The organism is Naasia sp. SYSU D00057, assembly GCF_017916505.1.
GTDB lineage: Bacteria > Actinomycetota > Actinomycetes > Actinomycetales > Microbacteriaceae > Naasia.
In genome coordinates this window covers 96,877-113,125 of the sequence record NZ_JAFMSZ010000002.1, presented here as the reverse complement: position 1 = coordinate 113,125, position 16,249 = coordinate 96,877, and the positions used below count along the sequence as shown (strand labels likewise).

The 16,249-nt window shown below is 71.8% G+C and carries 16 protein-coding genes; 9 read left to right on the top strand and 7 right to left on the bottom strand.

Annotated elements, in window-relative coordinates; translation table 11 throughout:
* Positions 1-65 precede the first annotated feature (65 nt).
* Positions 66-1,262: a winged helix-turn-helix domain-containing protein gene (locus tag J3P36_RS07755; RefSeq protein WP_210507805.1), complete on the bottom strand. Its 1,197-nt coding sequence runs from the start codon at positions 1,260-1,262 to the stop codon at positions 66-68.
* A gap of 94 nt (positions 1,263-1,356) precedes the next feature.
* On the opposite strand from J3P36_RS07755, the gene J3P36_RS07750 reads away from it, so the two are divergent.
* Together J3P36_RS07750 and ilvA are read left to right on the top strand one after the other, a co-directional pair.
* Positions 1,357-2,595 carry an AI-2E family transporter gene (locus J3P36_RS07750; RefSeq protein WP_210506901.1) on the top strand — a complete coding sequence of 413 codons (1,239 nt, stop codon included), beginning with the start codon at positions 1,357-1,359 and terminating at the stop codon, positions 2,593-2,595.
* Positions 2,588-3,838: a threonine ammonia-lyase gene (gene ilvA / locus J3P36_RS07745; RefSeq protein WP_210506899.1), complete on the top strand. Its 1,251-nt coding sequence runs from the start codon at positions 2,588-2,590 to the stop codon at positions 3,836-3,838. Before J3P36_RS07750 ends, ilvA begins: the two co-directional genes overlap by 8 nt.
* An 81-nt stretch (positions 3,839-3,919) precedes the next feature.
* Here the strand turns inward: ilvA and J3P36_RS07740 are convergent, their stop codons facing one another.
* From J3P36_RS07740 to J3P36_RS16765, 4 genes are all read right to left on the bottom strand, one after another.
* Positions 3,920-4,663, bottom strand: coding sequence for a PspA/IM30 family protein (locus J3P36_RS07740; RefSeq protein ID WP_210506897.1), 744 nt, complete (start codon positions 4,661-4,663; stop codon positions 3,920-3,922).
* Positions 4,664-4,714: 51 nt separating this feature from the next.
* A complete protein-coding gene (locus J3P36_RS07735; RefSeq protein WP_210506895.1) occupies positions 4,715-6,748 on the bottom strand; it encodes a TPM domain-containing protein in 2,034 nt (677 codons plus the stop codon).
* A 79-nt stretch (positions 6,749-6,827) separates the two neighbouring features.
* Complete coding sequence (greA, locus tag J3P36_RS07730) at positions 6,828-7,319, bottom strand: transcription elongation factor GreA (RefSeq protein ID WP_210506893.1); 492 nt, start codon at positions 7,317-7,319, stop codon at positions 6,828-6,830.
* A gap of 111 nt (positions 7,320-7,430) precedes the next feature.
* Complete coding sequence (locus tag J3P36_RS16765) at positions 7,431-7,859, bottom strand: DUF4307 domain-containing protein (protein WP_210506891.1); 429 nt, start codon at positions 7,857-7,859, stop codon at positions 7,431-7,433.
* 138 nt (positions 7,860-7,997) lie between these two features.
* Here J3P36_RS16765 and J3P36_RS16760 point away from each other — a divergent pair, with 138 nt between their 5' ends.
* A complete protein-coding gene (locus J3P36_RS16760; protein ID WP_246854467.1) occupies positions 7,998-8,189 on the top strand; it encodes a hypothetical protein in 192 nt (63 codons plus the stop codon).
* Between the two features lie 37 nt (positions 8,190-8,226).
* Here the strand turns inward: J3P36_RS16760 and J3P36_RS07715 are convergent, their stop codons facing one another.
* Positions 8,227-8,913, bottom strand: coding sequence for a hemolysin III family protein (locus J3P36_RS07715; RefSeq protein WP_210507801.1), 687 nt, complete (start codon positions 8,911-8,913; stop codon positions 8,227-8,229).
* A 188-nt stretch (positions 8,914-9,101) separates the two neighbouring features.
* Here J3P36_RS07715 and J3P36_RS07710 point away from each other — a divergent pair, with 188 nt between their 5' ends.
* From J3P36_RS07710 to J3P36_RS07685, 6 genes are all read left to right on the top strand, one after another.
* Positions 9,102-9,887, top strand: a complete 786-nt coding sequence (locus tag J3P36_RS07710) for an isoprenyl transferase (protein ID WP_210506889.1) — start codon at positions 9,102-9,104, stop codon at positions 9,885-9,887.
* 66 nt (positions 9,888-9,953) lie between these two features.
* Entirely contained in the window at positions 9,954-11,084 is a 1,131-nt protein-coding gene (locus tag J3P36_RS07705; RefSeq protein ID WP_210506887.1) for an aminotransferase class V-fold PLP-dependent enzyme, read from the top strand.
* Positions 11,085-11,302: 218 nt separating this feature from the next.
* Positions 11,303-12,628, top strand: a complete 1,326-nt coding sequence (locus J3P36_RS07700) for a PhoH family protein (RefSeq protein WP_307807041.1) — start codon at positions 11,303-11,305, stop codon at positions 12,626-12,628.
* Between the two features lie 356 nt (positions 12,629-12,984).
* Complete coding sequence (locus tag J3P36_RS07695; RefSeq protein ID WP_210506885.1) at positions 12,985-13,554, top strand: A24 family peptidase; 570 nt, start codon at positions 12,985-12,987, stop codon at positions 13,552-13,554.
* Between the two features lie 67 nt (positions 13,555-13,621).
* A complete protein-coding gene (locus J3P36_RS16295) occupies positions 13,622-14,167 on the top strand; it encodes an OsmC family protein (RefSeq protein ID WP_210506883.1) in 546 nt (181 codons plus the stop codon).
* A gap of 113 nt (positions 14,168-14,280) precedes the next feature.
* A complete protein-coding gene (locus J3P36_RS07685; protein WP_210506881.1) occupies positions 14,281-14,763 on the top strand; it encodes an Hsp20/alpha crystallin family protein in 483 nt (160 codons plus the stop codon).
* Positions 14,764-14,822: 59 nt separating this feature from the next.
* Here J3P36_RS07685 and J3P36_RS07680 read toward each other — a convergent pair whose 3' ends face one another.
* Positions 14,823-16,217 carry an aspartate ammonia-lyase gene (locus tag J3P36_RS07680; protein WP_210506880.1) on the bottom strand — a complete coding sequence of 465 codons (1,395 nt, stop codon included), beginning with the start codon at positions 16,215-16,217 and terminating at the stop codon, positions 14,823-14,825.
* Positions 16,218-16,249 lie beyond the last annotated feature (32 nt).

The window sequence follows — 16,249 nt, the reverse complement described above, 5'->3', positions numbered from 1 at the left end:
ACGTCCGGCGCAATCCGCAACGCTCCCCGGTTGCGTTTTGCACCGGCGGTTGCGGTTCTCCCCGGTCAGGCGGCGGAGGCGACGGCGGCGGCGAGGACCGGCGCGAGGGTGCCGCGCGGCTCGACCACCACGTCGCCGAGCCCCTGCCAGGCGGCGGCGTCGGCGAGCAGCGCGGCGATGCGGTCGGCCGCGGGTTCCGCGAGCCCGTCCTCCGACCAGGCGGCCTGCACGCGGAGCACGCCCGCCTGCCGGTCGCTCTTGAGGTCGAGCCGGCCCACCAGCTCGTCGCCGATGAGGACGGGGAGGACGTAGTAGCCGAACCGGCGCTGGGGGGCCGGAGTGTAGATCTCGATGCGGTAGTGGAAGCCGAACATGCGCTCGGTGCGGCTGCGCTCCCACACGACCGGATCGAACGGCGACAGCAGGGCCGCCGCGTCCATCCGGCGCGGGACCCGCGCGTCGCGGTGCCGCCACGCGGGGGCCGCTCGGCCGTCCCGCTCCCACCCGCGGACGTCGACGGGGACGAGCTCGCCCTCGTCCTCCAGGTCGCGCAGGGCGGACCGCACCTCCGGACCCTTGAGCCGGTAGTAGTCGGCGAGGTCGCGGGCGGTGCCGACCCCGAGCGCGACGGACGCGCGGCGCAGCAGCTCCCGGTGGGCCTCCTCGCGCGGCACCTCGCGGTCGAGGACGGCGGCGGGAAGAACGTGCTCCGCGAGCGCGTATCGCCGCTCGAAGCGGGACCGGCCCGCGCTGACCACCTCACCCCACCAGAAGAGGTACTCGAGGCCCTCCTTCACGTCCGACCAGCCCCACCAGGGCCCCCGCCGCACGTTCGCGTCGTGCTCGATCTCGCTCGCGGCCATCGGGCCCTTCTCGGCGAGCTCGGCGCGCAGCCAGTCGAGCATCTCCCCGTTGGCCTGCACCCATGGCGCGGTCGCATGCTTCTCGCGGTATGCCTGCATGCGCCAGCGGAACAGCGGCCATGCGTCGACGGGGATGAAGCACGCGACGTGCGCGAGGTACTCGATGTAGCCCCTGCCGGGCGTGAACAGCAGCCGGTCGAGCAGGGTGCGGTCGTAGCCGCCGAGCCGGGCGAACACCGGCAGGTAGTGGCTGCGCTCGAACACGTTGACGGAGTCGATCTGCAGCAGGCCGAGCCGCGCGATCAGCCCGTTGAGCTGCCGCGTGCCGACTGAGCCCGGCTGGGGGCGGCCGAAGCCCTGGGCGGCGAGAGCCACACGCCGGGCCTGAGCGGCGCTCATCGTCTCCACGGTCCGACCCTAGCGCCGGCCTCCGACAGCGCAGCGGCGCGGGCAAGCCCTGAGCGGCCCGCCCCGGCATCCCTAGACTGGCGCAATGGCACTCGGACGCAAGCGGCAGCCGTCCTCGGGCGAGCCGACGGTCGCGCTGCAGGACGGCAAGCAGAAGAGCACGATCGAGCAGCAGGCCCCAGCGGCGCGAGCGGCCCGGCCCGAGAGTCACCTCGTCGCGGGCAACCGGGCGGACCGCGACGACTCGGTGCCCCCGGGGCTCCGCATCGCGGCGGCGTGGTCGTGGCGCTTCCTCGTGATCGCGGCGATGGTCGCCGTGGTCATCTTCCTCGTCATCCAGCTGCGCGAGATCATCATCCCGCTGCTGATCTCGGTGCTCGTCGCCGCCCTGCTCGTGCCTCTCGTGCACTTCCTCGTCCGCCACCGCTGGCCGCGCTGGCTCGCGATCGCGCTCGCCGAGATCGGCACGCTGGTCGCCGTCGGCGGACTCATCTACCTCGTCGTCACCCAGGTGATCCGCGGATTCGACGACCTCCGGAGGCAGAGCCTCGAGTCCTACGAGCAGTTCCAGGGCTTCCTCCGCGACTCGCCCTTCCAGATCAGCGAGGCGCAGCTCAACGAGTGGATCGACCAGGGCGTGCAGAGCCTGCAGCAGGACAACGGCGTCCTGCTGACCGGCGCGCTCTCGGTCGGCACCACCCTCGGCCACGTGCTGGCCGGCTTCCTGCTCGTGCTCTTCAGCACCCTGTTCCTGCTGATCGACGGCCGCGGCATCTGGCACTGGATCGTCCGGCTGTTCCCGCGGCGGGCCCGCCCGGCGATCGACGGGGCCGGCCGGGCCGGCTGGCACACGCTCGGCAACTTCGTGCGCGTCCAGATCCTCGTCGCGTTCATCGACGCCGTCGGCATCGGGCTCGGCGCCTTCTTCCTGCAGGCGCCCCTCGCCATCCCGATCGCGGTGCTCGTCTTCCTCGGCTCGTTCATCCCGGTCGTCGGCGCGGTCGTCACGGGCGCCCTGGCCGTGTTCATCGTGCTCGTCTACAACGGCGCCGTGCCCGCGCTGATCATGCTCGGCATCGTCCTGCTCGTGCAGCAGATCGAGGGGCACGTGCTGCAGCCGCTCATCATGGGCACCGCGGTGAAGGTCCACCCGCTCGCCGTCGTCCTCGCGGTCGTCGCCGGCGGTATCCTCGGCGGTCTGCCGGGAACGCTGTTCGCCGTGCCCGTCGTGGCCACGCTGAACGTGATGGCCAAGTACATCGCCCAGGGAACCTGGCGGGTGAACCCGAAGCCGCAACTGGAGGACGTCGTACCGGATGCCTGACACCACGCCCGTCGCCACCGCCTTCGCCGGGCCCTCTCTCGCCGACTTCGAGCGTGCCCGGGAGGCGGTCGCCGCCGTCGCCGAGCGCACGCCGATGCAGGACTCCCACTTCCTGTCCGGGGTGCTCGGCACCGAGGTGCACCTGAAGTGCGAGAACCTGCAGCGCACCGGTTCGTACAAGATCCGCGGCGCGTACTACCGCCTGTCCCGCCTCACGCCGGAGGAGCGGAAGCAGGGCGTCGTCGCGGCGTCCGCCGGCAACCACGCCCAGGGAGTCGCCCTCGCCGCCCGCGAGCTCGGCATCCGCGCCACGATCTTCATGCCGATCGGCGTCCCCCTGCCGAAGCTGCAGGCGACCCGCTCCTACGGCGCGGAGGTGATCCTGCAGGGTCACACCGTGGACGAGCCGCTGCGCGCCGCCGCCGAGTACTCGCAGAAGACCGGCGCGGTGCTGATCCCGCCGTTCGACCACCACGACGTGGTCACCGGTCAGGGGACCCTCGGGCTCGAGATCCTCGACGAGGTGCCGGACGTCGAGACCGTCCTCGTGCCGATCGGCGGCGGCGGCCTGATCGCCGGCGTCGCCAGCGCCATCAAGCAGAAGGCCGGACGGCCGGTGCGCATCATCGGGGTGCAGGCCGAGAACGCCGCGCCCTATCCCGCGTCGATCCAGGCGGGGGAGCCCGTGTCGATCGAGATCGCGGCCACGATCGCCGACGGCATCGCGGTGTCGCGTCCCGGTGCCCTCAACTTCGAGATCATCCGGACCGCCGTCGACGACGTCGTCACCGTCTCCGACGACGAGATGGCCCAGGCGCTCGTCGTGCTGCTCGAGCGAGCGAAGCTGGTCGTGGAGCCGGCCGGGGCCGTCGGCGTCGCCGCGATCCTCGCCGGCAAGCTCGGACCGGGCCTCGGCAAGACGGTCGTGATCCTCTCGGGCGGCAACATCGACCCGCTCATGATGGAGCGCGTGATCAGCCGCGGCCTCGCAGCGTCCGACCGCTACCTGACGCTGCGCATCGGGCTGCCCGACCGGCCGGGCCAGCTCGCCGTGATCTCCCGGCTCATCGCGGACGCGAACGCGAACGTCGTCGAGGTGCTGCACACGCGCCACGGCAAGGGCCTGCAGATCAGCGAGGTGGAGCTCGAGGTGAGCGTCGAGACCCGCGGCCGCGACCACGCGGCCCTCGTCGTCGAGACCCTCCGCCGGGAGGGCTACGACCCGCGCGTCGTCGCCTCGTAGGGCCGGCCGCGCCTCACCCGAGGGTGGGGACACCCAGAAAGGGCGGAGCCGAAGCCCCGCCCCCTCTGTGCTGCTGACGGCTCAGCTGCCGGACGTGACCGCCTTCGGTGCACCGCCGCCGGCCTTGAGGGCGGCGAGGCGCGCCTCGACCTCGGTCAGCTCGCCGACGTCCTCGAGCTGCTCGAACTGAGCGTCGAGGCTCGACGCGGCGAGCTCCTGCTGACCGCGGACGCGGGCCTCCTCGCGGCGGATCTTCTCCTCGAAGCGGCTCACCTCGCTCGTCGAGTCCATGATGTCGATCGACTTGATGGCGTCGTGCACGGTGGCCTGCGCCTCGACGGTCTTCTGCCGGGCGACCAGCTCGTTCCGCTTCGCGGTGAGCTCGCCGAGCTTCTGCCGCATCTTCTCGAGGCCGGCCTTCAGCTTCTCGACGACCTCGGTCTGCGACGCGATGCTCGGCTCGGCGCTCTTCGCCTCGTTCTCGGACTGCATCTGCCGGGTCAGCGCGACCCGGGCCAGAGCGTCGAACTTGTCCGCGGACGCGGTGTCGCCGGAGGCGCGCATCTCGTCGGCCTTCTGGCTGGCGGCGAGCGCCTTGCGACCCCACTCCTGGGCGCTCTCGACATCCTCGCGGTAGTCGTCCTCGAGCAGACGGAGGTTTCCGATCGTCTGCGCGATCGCGTTCTCCGCCTCCGCGATGCTGCCCGTGTAGTCGCGGACCAGCTGGTCGAGCATCAGCTGCGGGTCCTCCGCCTGGTCGATCAGAGCGTTGATGTTGGCCCGCGCGAGGTTCGCGATCCGGCCGAAGATGGTCTGCTTCGCCATGTCTTCCTCTCTTTCAGTTGATGTACTCGGTCCTTCTCGGAGGTTCCCGGGCTAGAAGCGCCCGCCCCCGCTGCGGCGGCCACCGGAGCCGCCGAACCCGCGGGAACCGCCGAAGCCGCCCCCGCCGCTGCGGAAGCCGCCGCCGCCGAACCCCCCGCCGAAGCCACCGCCCCGGCCGCCGCCGAGCGCGCTGCCGATGATGCCGCCGAGGATGGCGCTCGTCAGGTCGCCGCCCCCGCCGCCCCGGTAGACGGTCGTCGTGGGTCCGCCGCCGCCGGTACCCCAGAAGTCGGTGACGTCGGTCTGGGCGACGCTCAGCGCGCTGGCCGCGAGGGAGGACGCGGACTGCGCCGCGGCGACCGCCGCCTCCGGATCGACGGCCGCGTTCCCGTGGGCCTGGGCGAGGTAGCGCTCGGCCTCCGCGAGGCGGGTCCGTGCCTCCGCGCCGACTCCGCCGCGCCGGGTGGTGATGAAGTCGCGGGCCGCGCTCACCTGCGCCTCCGCGGACGGAAGCGCCCGCTGCAGTGCGGCACGGGCGCGCTGCTCCCGCTGGGCCCGCTCCCGCGCGGGAGCGAGGGCGGTGTCGATGCGCTGCTCGGCCGCCGTGATCGCCGTGAGCGCTGCCACCGGGTCGCGCCCCGCTCCGCTCGTGATGGACAGGGTCCGCCGCGCCTCCGCCACCACGCCGTCGAGCTCCGGGACGGAGGCGCGCGCCTCGGGGCGCATCCGCGAGGCCTCGTCGAGGTCCTCCTGCAGGGCCGCGGCGGCCGCCGCGATCTGGCGCTGCGCCTGCTCCAGCTCGCTGCCGGCACGGTCGACGGCGTCGAGCAGCTGGGCCGCCTGGCCGAGCGACTGCTGCGCGGTGCGCACGGACACCGCGGCGGCACCGGGCTTCCCGGCGCGGATGCTCTCCGCGGCGCGCCCGCCCTCCGCCGCTGCGAACGCCAGCAGCTTGCGGGCCTGGTCGGGGTTGCCGCGGATGCTCGCGAGGGCGCCCTCGTCGTAGCGGGACTGCAGCGACGCGAGGGTCGCCTCCGCCGCCGCGACGCGGGCGTCGAGCCGCTCGGCGTCGGTGGTCATGGCCTGCAGCGCCTGCGGCGCATTGCGGCCCAGCTGCCGCAGCTCGTCGAACGCGTCGGACTGGGCGTCGAGCTCCTGATCCGCCTGCTCGCACAGGGCGATGATCTGCCCGGTCAGCTCGCGCCGCTGCTCAGGCGTCTCCGGCTCGGCGTCGTCGAGCCGCTGCTTGATGCGGAACGCCTCGCGCACCTTGCTGCGAGCGGAGTCGAGCGTCGCGTGGAACGGGGCCGTCTGCTCCGCTCCGAACTCGGCCTCGGCGAAGCCGAGCTCCTGCTCGCTGGTCTTGAGCGAGTCGTCGAGCTCGACGAGCAGGGCCCCGGCGCGCAGGTCGAGCTGCTTCTGGTCCTGCTCCTGCCCCTTCCGCACCTCCCGGTTCTTGCGCGCCCGGGCGATGCGGACGATGAGGATCAGGGCGAGCACGAAGCCGCCGAGGATGAGCAGCGTCGGCAGGAAGTTGAAGGATGGCGCGGACGAGCCGCCCGCCCCGCCGGCTGCGGGATCCTCGCCGGAGATCTCGCGTGCAAGGCCCTCGGCGGCGCCGATCGCGCCGCCCGCCCAGTCGCTCTGACTGAGGGCGGGGACGATGTCCTCCTGTCGAATGGTGGCGAACTGCTCCGCGGTCCCGGGTACCGACGAACCGGGCGTGAACTGGTACTGACGGTCGTCTACCGCAACGACGAGGAGCGCGTTGTCGGCGCCGAGCCCGTTGAGTTCCGCGACCTCGTTGAGCCACGCGTCGAGATCGGACGGCTGCGTCGGGGTGTCGATGTACGCGACGAGGAGGGTGACCCCGGTGCTCTGCTGCAGATCGTCGAGCGCGGCCTGCACCTCGGACTCCTGGGCCGCGCTCAGCACCTCCGCCTGGTCGACGACGTCCGAGCCGCCGAACTCGACGGGGGAGACCGCGAACGCCGGCGCCGCGGGCCCTGCGAGCACGGCGGAGCCGAGTACGGACAGGAGGATCGTCGCCCACAGCGGAGCGCGCCTCACCTTCTTCGGTGCCACGCCCCCACAGTATCGAGGGGGCCTGAGCGCCCGCATCCGGTTGCGAGGGGGCGAGCGCCCATGCGAACGGGCGCCGGGCTCACTGCCCGGAGTAGGCCTCGACCTTCAGCACCTTGACCGTGATGTCGCGCCCGTTCGGGGCCGTGTAGGTGGTCGACGCGCCGACGGCGAGCCCGAGGATGGCCTGGCCGAGCGGGCTCTGCTCGCTGTAGACGTCGAGGTCGCTGTCGCCCGCGATCTCCCGGTTGCCGATGAGGAAGACGCTGTCCTCGCCCGCGATCGTCGCGGTCACGACCGTGCCGAGGGCGACGGTGCCGGTGGAGGCGGGCGCCTGGCCCACCTCGGCGTGGCGCAGGAGCTGGGTGAGCTGGCGGATGCGCGCCTCGATCTTGCCCTGCTCCTCCTTGGCGGCGTGGTAGCCGCCGTTCTCCTTGAGGTCGCCCTCCTCGCGGGCCTGCTCGATCCGCTTGGCGATCTCGAGGCGCCCCGGGCCGGACAGCTGCTCGAGCTCGGCCGAGAGGCGGTCGAACGCGTCCTGCGTCAGCCAGGTGACGGGCGTTTCCTGCGACATGGGTACTCCTGAGGGGAACGAGACGAATCGGGGGCCCGCGGGCGGAATGGCGGAGCCGCTTCGGCCTCCACGGGGCAGGGGGCACCCGTGTGAGAAGGCGAGGCCCTTACGTTACGGGAGCCAGCACTGCGAGATCAAGCCGGCGTTGAAGGGCGAGACGGTCCGCACCGTCTCGGCGAACACCCGCACCTCCTCGTCCGAGGCGGGGATGGTCACCGTCTTCCAGCCGACGATCTCGTAGTTCTCGTCGAGCGCCTTCACCGTGCACTGCGCCTCGTTGCCCGGCTCGAGGGTCAGCTGCCAGCGCACCCGCACCTCGTCGTCGCTGATCCGCTCGTAGCCGATGTCCTGCACATCCATGGTGGGGGAGTCGCCGTCGAAGCCGGCCCACACGACCCACAGGATCATCACGACGGCGACCGCGACGGCGGCGCTGATGCCGAGCGCGAGCGTCCGGCGGCGTGCTCCGGGCGTGCGGCCGTAGCGGGCCGCGAGGTCCGGGTCCTCCGGAGGGGCGACCGGTCCGGCCGTTCGCGTCACGATGCTCCCTGCTGCGCGGATTAGTGTGGGTTCAACGCTACAAGGCCCTGCTGAGCGAAAGGGCCGGAAGGACCGATCGCGCTGAGCATCGTCGATCTGATCGCGCTGGCCGCGACCTCCACTCCCTCGCCCGCCGAGGTGGACCCGAACATCGTCACCCCCGGGCCGTGGGGCTTCATCATCTTCTTCGGGATCTCGGTCATCACGATCCTGCTGATCCTCGACATGACGCGCCGGATCCGCCGCACGCGCTACCGCGAGGAGGTGCGGGAGCGCCTCGAGCAGGAGCAGCGGGACTCCGGCACCGAGGGGAAGAACCGCCCCGAGTGACGCGAGTCCGATCCGGCTGCCGGATGGCCGGCCGGCCTCAGCCGTTGTAGGCGGGCTCCATCGCGATGAGCAGCGTGGCCGTCCAGTGGCAGACGAACGCCAGCACCGTGCAGGTGTGGAAGATCTCGTGGAAGCCGAAGTGGCCGGGCACCGGGTTGGGCCGCTTGAAGCCGTAGACGAGCGCACCCGCCGTGTAGAGCAGGCCGCCGACGAGGACGAGCGTCATCATCGCCGGGTCCACCGTGAACAGGTCGCCGAAGAACACGACCGCGGCCCAGCCCAGCCCGAGGTAGATGGGGACGTACAGCCAGCGAGGGGCGGTGATCCAGAACACGCGGAAGCCGATCCCGAGCAGCGCGCCGCCCCACACCGCCGCGAGCAGCACGAGGCCCTTCTCGGGGGGCAGCGCGAGCAGCGACAGCGGCGTGTAGGTGCCCGCGATCAGCAGGAAGATGTTCGCGTGGTCGATGCGCTTGAGCAGCCGCTTCGTCTTCGGCTTCCAGTCGAACCGGTGGTACAGCGCGGAGTTGCCGAACAGCAGCAGCGATGACGCCGTGAACACGGCGCTCGCGGTCTTCGCGACGCCGCCGTCCGCGAGCAGGATGAGCACGATCCCGAGCACGAGGGCGAGCGGGAACGTGCCCGCGTGGATCCAGCCGCGCCAGGTGGGACGCGCCTCGGCCGGCTGGTCGAGCTCGTCCGCGAGCAGCGGGATGTTGGGCAGGTCCGCGCCCGCCTCCTGGTCAGCGCGCGCCGCCTGCGCCTCGTCGGCGAGCTCCTTCCGCGACTCCTCGTCGTTCCGAGCCGAAGCAGTGTCGTCCGCCACGGCCTCAGGCTATCGGGCCCGGCCGCGCCCCCGCCGCACGCCCCCGGTGGTCGGGTCGACGCGTCCGGGAGGACTAACGTGAGAGCGTGCTCGGTGGGCAGAAGAGTGCGTCTCGCAACCCGGTGTACGCCCTGTATCAGCGGCGGATCCGGCGCTCCCTCGACTCGGCGGAGCTGCCGCACCACCTCGCGATGATCCTCGACGGCAACCGGCGCTGGGCGCGCCAGGTGGGGCTCGAGAGCGCAGCCCACGGGCACCGGGCCGGCGCCGACAAGATCCGCGAGTTCCTCGTCTGGTGCGACGACATCGGCATCGAGGTCGTCACGCTGTACCTGCTCTCGACGGACAACCTGTCCGCCCGGGACACCGACGAGCTGCAGGCCCTCATCGAGATCATCGGCGAGCTCGCCGACGACCTCTCCCGCTACCGCGACTGGCGGGTGAAGCACGTCGGGACCACGGCCGGGCTGCCGGAGTCCCTCGTGCGCACCCTGGCCGAGGCGGAGGAGCGGGGAGCCGGCCGGTCCGGGCTGCACGTCAACCTCGCGGTCGGCTACGGCGGCCGCACCGAGATCGCCCACGCCATGCGGAGCATCGTCGAGTCGCACCACCTGCAGGGCGGGGCGATCGAGGAGCTCGCGGCGCTGCTGACGCCGGAGCTGATCGCCGAGCACCTCTACACCGGCGGTCAGCCCGATCCCGACCTCGTCATCCGCACGTCCGGCGAGCAGCGCCTGTCCGACTTCATGCTGTGGCAGAGCGCGCACAGCGAGCTCTACTTCGTGGAGGCGCTCGGGCCCGACCTGCGCGAGGTCGACTTCCTGCGCGCCCTCCGCGACTACGGCCAGCGCCACCGCCGCTTCGGCAGCTGAGCGGCGCGCTCCGGAGGCGCCGCAACCCCGCGGGGGCGGCTCGCCCTGCCGCTTAGAGTGGCGAGGATGAGCGCGATCGACTCCTTCACCGCGGGCTTCGTCGAGGAGCCCGGCTACCTGAACTACGCGTCCTACGGGCCGCTGTCGGCCGCCGTGGTCGCCGAGATGGACTGGCAGCGCGAGCTCGTCTCCCGCTCCCGGTTCGGCTCGACGTCGGCTCTGCAGGAGCAGGAGGGGCGCGCTCGGGGGGCGCTCGCCGAGGCGCTCGGGTTCCGCGCGGACCAGGTCGTCCTTCAGCCGAACACGAGCACCGGCCTCATGCACGCGATGTTCGGGGTCACCGGGGGAGTCCTGCTGTCCCGCGCCGAGTTCCCCAGTCTGACCTTCGCGGCCGTGCGGGCGGAGCAGACCCTCAGCGTGACGGCGCCGCTCTGGCTCGAGACCGACCACGGGCGCGTGACGCCGGGGCAGATTCGCGACCAGCTCACCTCGACCACCGCGGCGGTCGCGGTGAGCCTCGTCGACTCGCGCACCGGCTACGTCGCCGACCTCGAGGGCATCCGCCAGGTCATCGGCGACCGCCTGCTCATCGTCGACGCCATCCAGGGCTTCGGCGTGGTCGACGCCCCGCTCGAGCTCGCGGACATCGTCGCCGGCGCCGGGCAGAAGTGGCTCCGGGCCGGCTGGAGCACGGGATACCTCGCGGTGAGCGACCGCGCCGCCGACCGCCTCACCCCCGTCTTCTCGGGCTACCTCGGCACCGCCGACGACGACCTCATCCCCTGGGACGAGGTGCCGGCGCCCGCGCGCGGCGCGGTCGCCTTCCGCATGACGGGCGCTGATCCGATGGCCGCGGCGCGCCTCTCCGCCGCCGTCGAGGACCTGACCGCCGCCGGCATCCCGGCCGTCGCGTCCGCCGTCGCCGAGCGGGCCGGTCGCATCATCGAGCTCGCCGACGAGTTCGCTCTGCCCGTCGTGTCCCCGCGTGACGAGCGGGAGCGCGCCGGGATCGTCGTCGTCCAGCCCGCCCCCGAGCACCTCACCCCGCTGACCGCGTCGCTGCACAACGCCGGAGTCGCCGTCACCGTGCGTCAGGGTGCGGTCCGGCTGGCCGCCCACGCCGGCACCGGGGACGAGACCCTCTCGATGCTCCGCGGGGCCCTCACCAGCTGGGCCGCGGCGTCGCGCATCCGATGAACGCGTTCACGCAGCCGTAACGAACCCGGGGTGTGTCGATCGCGCGCGTGTCGGGCGCAATGCGTAGCGTTCACGGCATCAGGTACGGCACCTGATCGAAACGGCCACATAAGTACGTTTCGCTAACGTCCCACCGTGGCCGCGTCGCTGATTCGAGCGCGAAGCTCGCGCTCGAGGTGGGAGTTACTGTGGCCACAGCCGCCCGTCCCCAGTCCGCGGTGAACGCGTCGAGCGAGGAGCGGGCGGCCCAGGCCGAACGCACCTACGTGCTGGACACGTCGGTTCTGCTCTCGGATCCCAAGGCCGTGTTCCGCTTCGCGGAGCACGCCGTCGTCCTCCCGGTGATCGTCGTCACCGAGCTGGAGGCGAAGCGGAACGACCCCGAGATCGGCTACTTCGCCCGCCAGGCGCTGCGCAACCTCGACGACCTGCGCGTGCAGCACGAGCGCCTCGACTTCCCCATCCCGATCGGCGACGAGGGCGGCAGCCTCCGCGTGGAGCTCAACCACTCGAACCTGGCGGTCCTCCCGTCCGGCCTGCAGCTCGGCGACAACGACTCGCGCATCCTCGCGGTCGCGTTGAACCTCAAGAACGACGGGCTCGACGTCGTCGTCGTCTCGAAGGACCTGCCGATGCGCGTGAAGGCGTCGTCGATCGGCATCGCGGCGGAGGAGTACCGCGCCGAGCTGGCCCACGACCCGAGCTACACGGGCCTCGCGGAGGTCGCGCTGAGCGGCAGCGAGATGGCCGACCTCTACGACGGCGAGCGGATGCGCAGCGACCTCGTGCGCGACCTGCCGATCAACACCGGGCTCGTCCTCTCGTCCGAGCGCGGATCCGCCCTCGGCCGGGTCACGGGCAAGGGGGAGTTCCGGCTCGTCCGCGGCGACCGCGAGGTGTTCGGCCTGCACGGCCGCTCGGCGGAGCAGCGGCTCGCGATCGACATGCTCCTCGACCCGTCGATCGGCATCGTCTCCCTCGGCGGCCGCGCCGGCACCGGCAAGTCGGCGCTCGCGCTGTGCGCCGGGCTCGAGGCCGTGCTCGAGAAGCAGCAGCACAAGAAGATCATGGTGTTCCGGCCGCTGTACGCGGTCGGCGGCCAGGAGCTCGGCTTCCTGCCCGGCGACCAGGGCGAGAAGATGTCGCCCTGGGGTCAGGCGGTCTTCGACACCCTCGGCGCGCTCGTCTCGCAGAACGTGCTCGACGAGGTGATGGAGCGCGGCATCCTCGAGGTGCTGCCGCTCACCCACATCCGCGGACGCTCGCTGCACGACGCTTTCGTGATCGTCGACGAGGCGCAGTCCCTCGAGCGGAACGTCCTGCTCACGGTGCTCAGCCGCGTCGGACAGAACTCGCGTGTCGTGCTCACCCACGACGTCGCCCAGCGCGACAACCTGCGCGTCGGCCGCCACGACGGGGTCGCGAGTGTCATCGAGACCCTCAAGGGCCACCCGCTCTTCGGGCACATGACGCTCACCCGATCCGAGCGCAGCGCCATCGCCGCCCTCGTCACCGAGATGCTGGAGTCCAACGAGCTCGCCTGAGCGCTGACCGGAGTATGGCGCCGGGCGGTCGTCCGCCCGGCGCCATGCCTCTTCGGCAGGAACGTCGGCGTCCTCGGCAGGCGGGCGATTGCGCCAGCAGGAGCTGCGATCCGTCAGGAGGTGCGGGGTCCTCTTCAGCAGCGACCGAGGCCCTTCAGCAGGTACGCGAATCTCCTTCAGCAGGCACCGAGGCCCTTCAGCAGGCATGACCGGTCTTGTTCTGCCTGCTGAAGCCCAGGAGTGCCTGCTGAACGCAGACGGAGCGCCTGCGGCGGCAGGCCGGGCAAGGGGACCGGGGCCCCACCGCTGTGGACAGCGACGGAGTCGGATGGCCTCCCCATCCCTAGGGTTCCCGCATGTCGATGACGGGACTGCGGACAGGGGCGGTCGCACTGCGCACCCGAGCGCCCTGGCGGCCGGCGATGCTGGTCTGGCAGGCGCCCGCCGCTGCAGCCCTGGTCGCGCTCGCCGCCGCCGTGCACGGGCCGGTTCCAGCCCTCGTCGGCGTGGCCTGCCTGGCCGCGGTCACCCCGGAGCTCGTCCGCGTCGACGTCGCGGAGCATCGCCTGCCGGACGCGCTCACCCTGCCCGCTTGCGCTGCGGGCCTCGTGGGTGTCGCGCTCGCCGGAGCCGCAGGACAGCCGATGCTGCCGGCCCTCCTCGCCGGCGCGGGGGTGCTCGCGCTGTTCCTCGTGCTCGCCGTCGCGGGCGGGATGGGGCTCGGGGACGTCAAGCTGGCCGGCGCCCTCGGAGTGGTGCTGGGCCTCCTCGGTGCCGCCTCGGTGATCCTCTTCCTCGTCGTCGCGTTCCTCGCGGGCGGGGTCGGCGCCCTGCTCGTGCTGGCCCGCTCCGGACGCCGCGCCCGCCTGCCGTTCGGCCCGTTCCTGCTCGCCGGATTCTGGGTCGCCCTGCTCGCGTCGGCATGACCGTCGAGGGGCTTGCGGTGCCGACCCCGCAGGATCACCCTGGTTGCGGGGCAGCGAAGGAGCAGCCGTGGACCAGCAGGACATCAAGGCGGGGGTCGAGCGCGCCAGGGAGTACCTTCACAACCTCCCGGCGCTCGCCCGCTATCACGACACTCCCGCTCGGGCGACGATCGAGCGCGACCTCCTCGTCCGCGTGTCCGGGCCGGGCGGCATCCCGAAGGACATGGTGGCGGGCATCGGCGACAGTGCCTCGGTGCCGTCGCCCGGGTGGTACCTGCGCGCGGCGCTCGCCTCGAGCGTCGCCATGTTCATCGCGATGCGGTCCGCTGAGATGGAGCTGTCGCTCGAGGGGCTCGAGGTGCTCGTCGAGGCCGAGTCCGACGATCGGGGAGCTCTGGGCATGAGCCCGGAGATCCCCGCCGGACCGCTCGAGATGACGATCATCGTGCGCTACGCATCCTCGAACCGGGACGATGCCGCGACCCGCGAGGTCATCGACTGGGCGATCATGCACTCCACCGTGCGCGACGCCATCGCCCGCGAGGTGCCGATGTCCGTCGCCGTCGAGCACGGCACTCCGGCGGACGAGCCGATGCACACCGGGGCCGGCTGAGCCGCTTTCTTCGAGTTCGCTGAGAATCGCTGAATCGGGAATAACCGCGCGCGCTCCCGCGTCATCCCCATCGACCTGAGGATCCGTCATCTGGATGCGAAAGGAGAATGACGATGACGATGTTCTTCGATCCCTTCCAGGAGCTGGACCGCATCACGGGCTCCCTGCTCCGTCGTGCGAGCACCGCTGTGATGCCGGTCGACCTCTACCGCGAGGGGGACCACTTCGTGCTCACCGCCGACCTGCCCGGGGTGGACCCGGGGTCGGTCGACATCTCGGTGGACGGGCAGACGCTGACGCTGCGCGCGGAGCGCACGGTCGGCGCCGCCGAAGGGGTGCAGTGGCTGCTCCGCGAGCGGCCGGACGCCTCCTTCGTGCGCCAGTTCACGCTCGGCGACGGCATCGACGTCGAGCACATCAGCGCCAACTACGAGAACGGCGTGCTGAGCGTCGTGATCCCGATGGCCGAGCGGGTGAAGCCGCGCAAGATCCAGATCGCCGCGGGCGGTTCCGGGCAGCGCAGCGTCGAGGCGAGCCGCTCCTCGTCGGGGGAGCAGCAGGCGCAGCCGGTCGCGCAGCACGAGGCGCAGTCCTAGCGGAACGATGAGGAAGGGGCGGGGACCGCAATCCCCGCCCCTTCCGTCATGACTCGGGCCTAGCCCGGGTGCGTCATCGAGAGCACGTCGAGCGCGGTGTCGAGCTGCTGCTCGGTCACCTCGCCGCGCTCCACGAAGCCGAGGTCGACGACCGCCTCGCGGATGGTGAGGCCCTTCGCGACCGCGTGCTTGGCGACCTTCGCCGCCGCCTCGTAGCCGATGACCCGGTTGAGCGGCGTCACGATCGAGGGCGACGACTCCGCGAGGGCCCGGGCGCGCTCGACGTTCACCTCGAGGCCGTCGATCGTCTTGTCGGCGAGGAGCCGGCTCGCGCTGGAGAGCAGCCGGATGGACTCCAGCAGCGCGGTGCCCATCACCGGGATGGCGACGTTGAGCTCGAAGAAGCCGGAGGCGCCCGACCACGCGATGCTCGCGTCGTTGCCGACGACGCGCGAGGTGACCATGAGCACGGCCTCCGGGATGACCGGGTTGACCTTGCCGGGCATGATCGACGACCCGGGCTGCAGGTCGGGGATGTGCAGCTCGCCGAGCCCGGTGTTCGGGCCGGACCCCATCCAGCGGATGTCGTTGCAGATCTTGGTGAGGCTGACAGCGAGCACTCGCAGCGCGCCCGATGCCTCCACGAGCGAGTCGCGCGCGCCCTGGGCCTCGAAGTGGTCCTGAGCCTCGGTGATGGGAAGGCCGGTGTCCTCGGCGAGGATCGCGATGACCTTCTGCGGGAACCCGGGCGGCGTGTTGATGCCCGTGCCGGTCGCGGTGCCGCCGAGCGGAACCTCGGCCACACGGGGGATCGCGGCGTTGACGCGCTCGATGCCCAGGCGGATCTGGCGCGCGTAGCCGCCGAACTCCTGCCCGAAGGTGACCGGCGTCGCATCCATCAGGTGCGTGCGGCCCGACTTGACGACGTCCTTCCACAGCTGCGCCTTCACCTCGAGGGAGGAGGCGAGGTGCGACAGGGCGGGGACGAGCTCGCGGAGGAGCGCCTCCGTCACGGCGACGTGCACCGAGGTGGGGAACACGTCGTTGCTCGACTGGGACGCGTTCACGTGGTCGTTGGGGTGCACGCTCGACCCGAGGTCCGTGCTCGCGAGGGAGGCGAGGACCTCGTTCATGTTCATGTTCGACGAGGTGCCGCTGCCGGTCTGGTAGACGTCGATCGGGAACTGGTCGAGGTGCTCACCCGCGATGATCTGGTCCGCGGCGTTGACGATGGCCTGAGCGACGTCCGGCTTGACGACGCCGAGCTCGCCGTTGACGAGGGCGGCGGCTCGCTTGATGCGGGCGAGCGCGATGATCTGCGCGTCCTCGAGGCGATCGCCGGAAATGGGGAAGTTCTCGACCGCCCGCTGGGTCTGCGCGGCATAGAGGGCGCGGGCGGGGACCCGCACCTCGCCCATCGTGTCGTGCTCGATGCGGTAGTCGGCGTCCACCACTGTGTGGCTCCCTCTGTAGGCGTGGAAAAAGA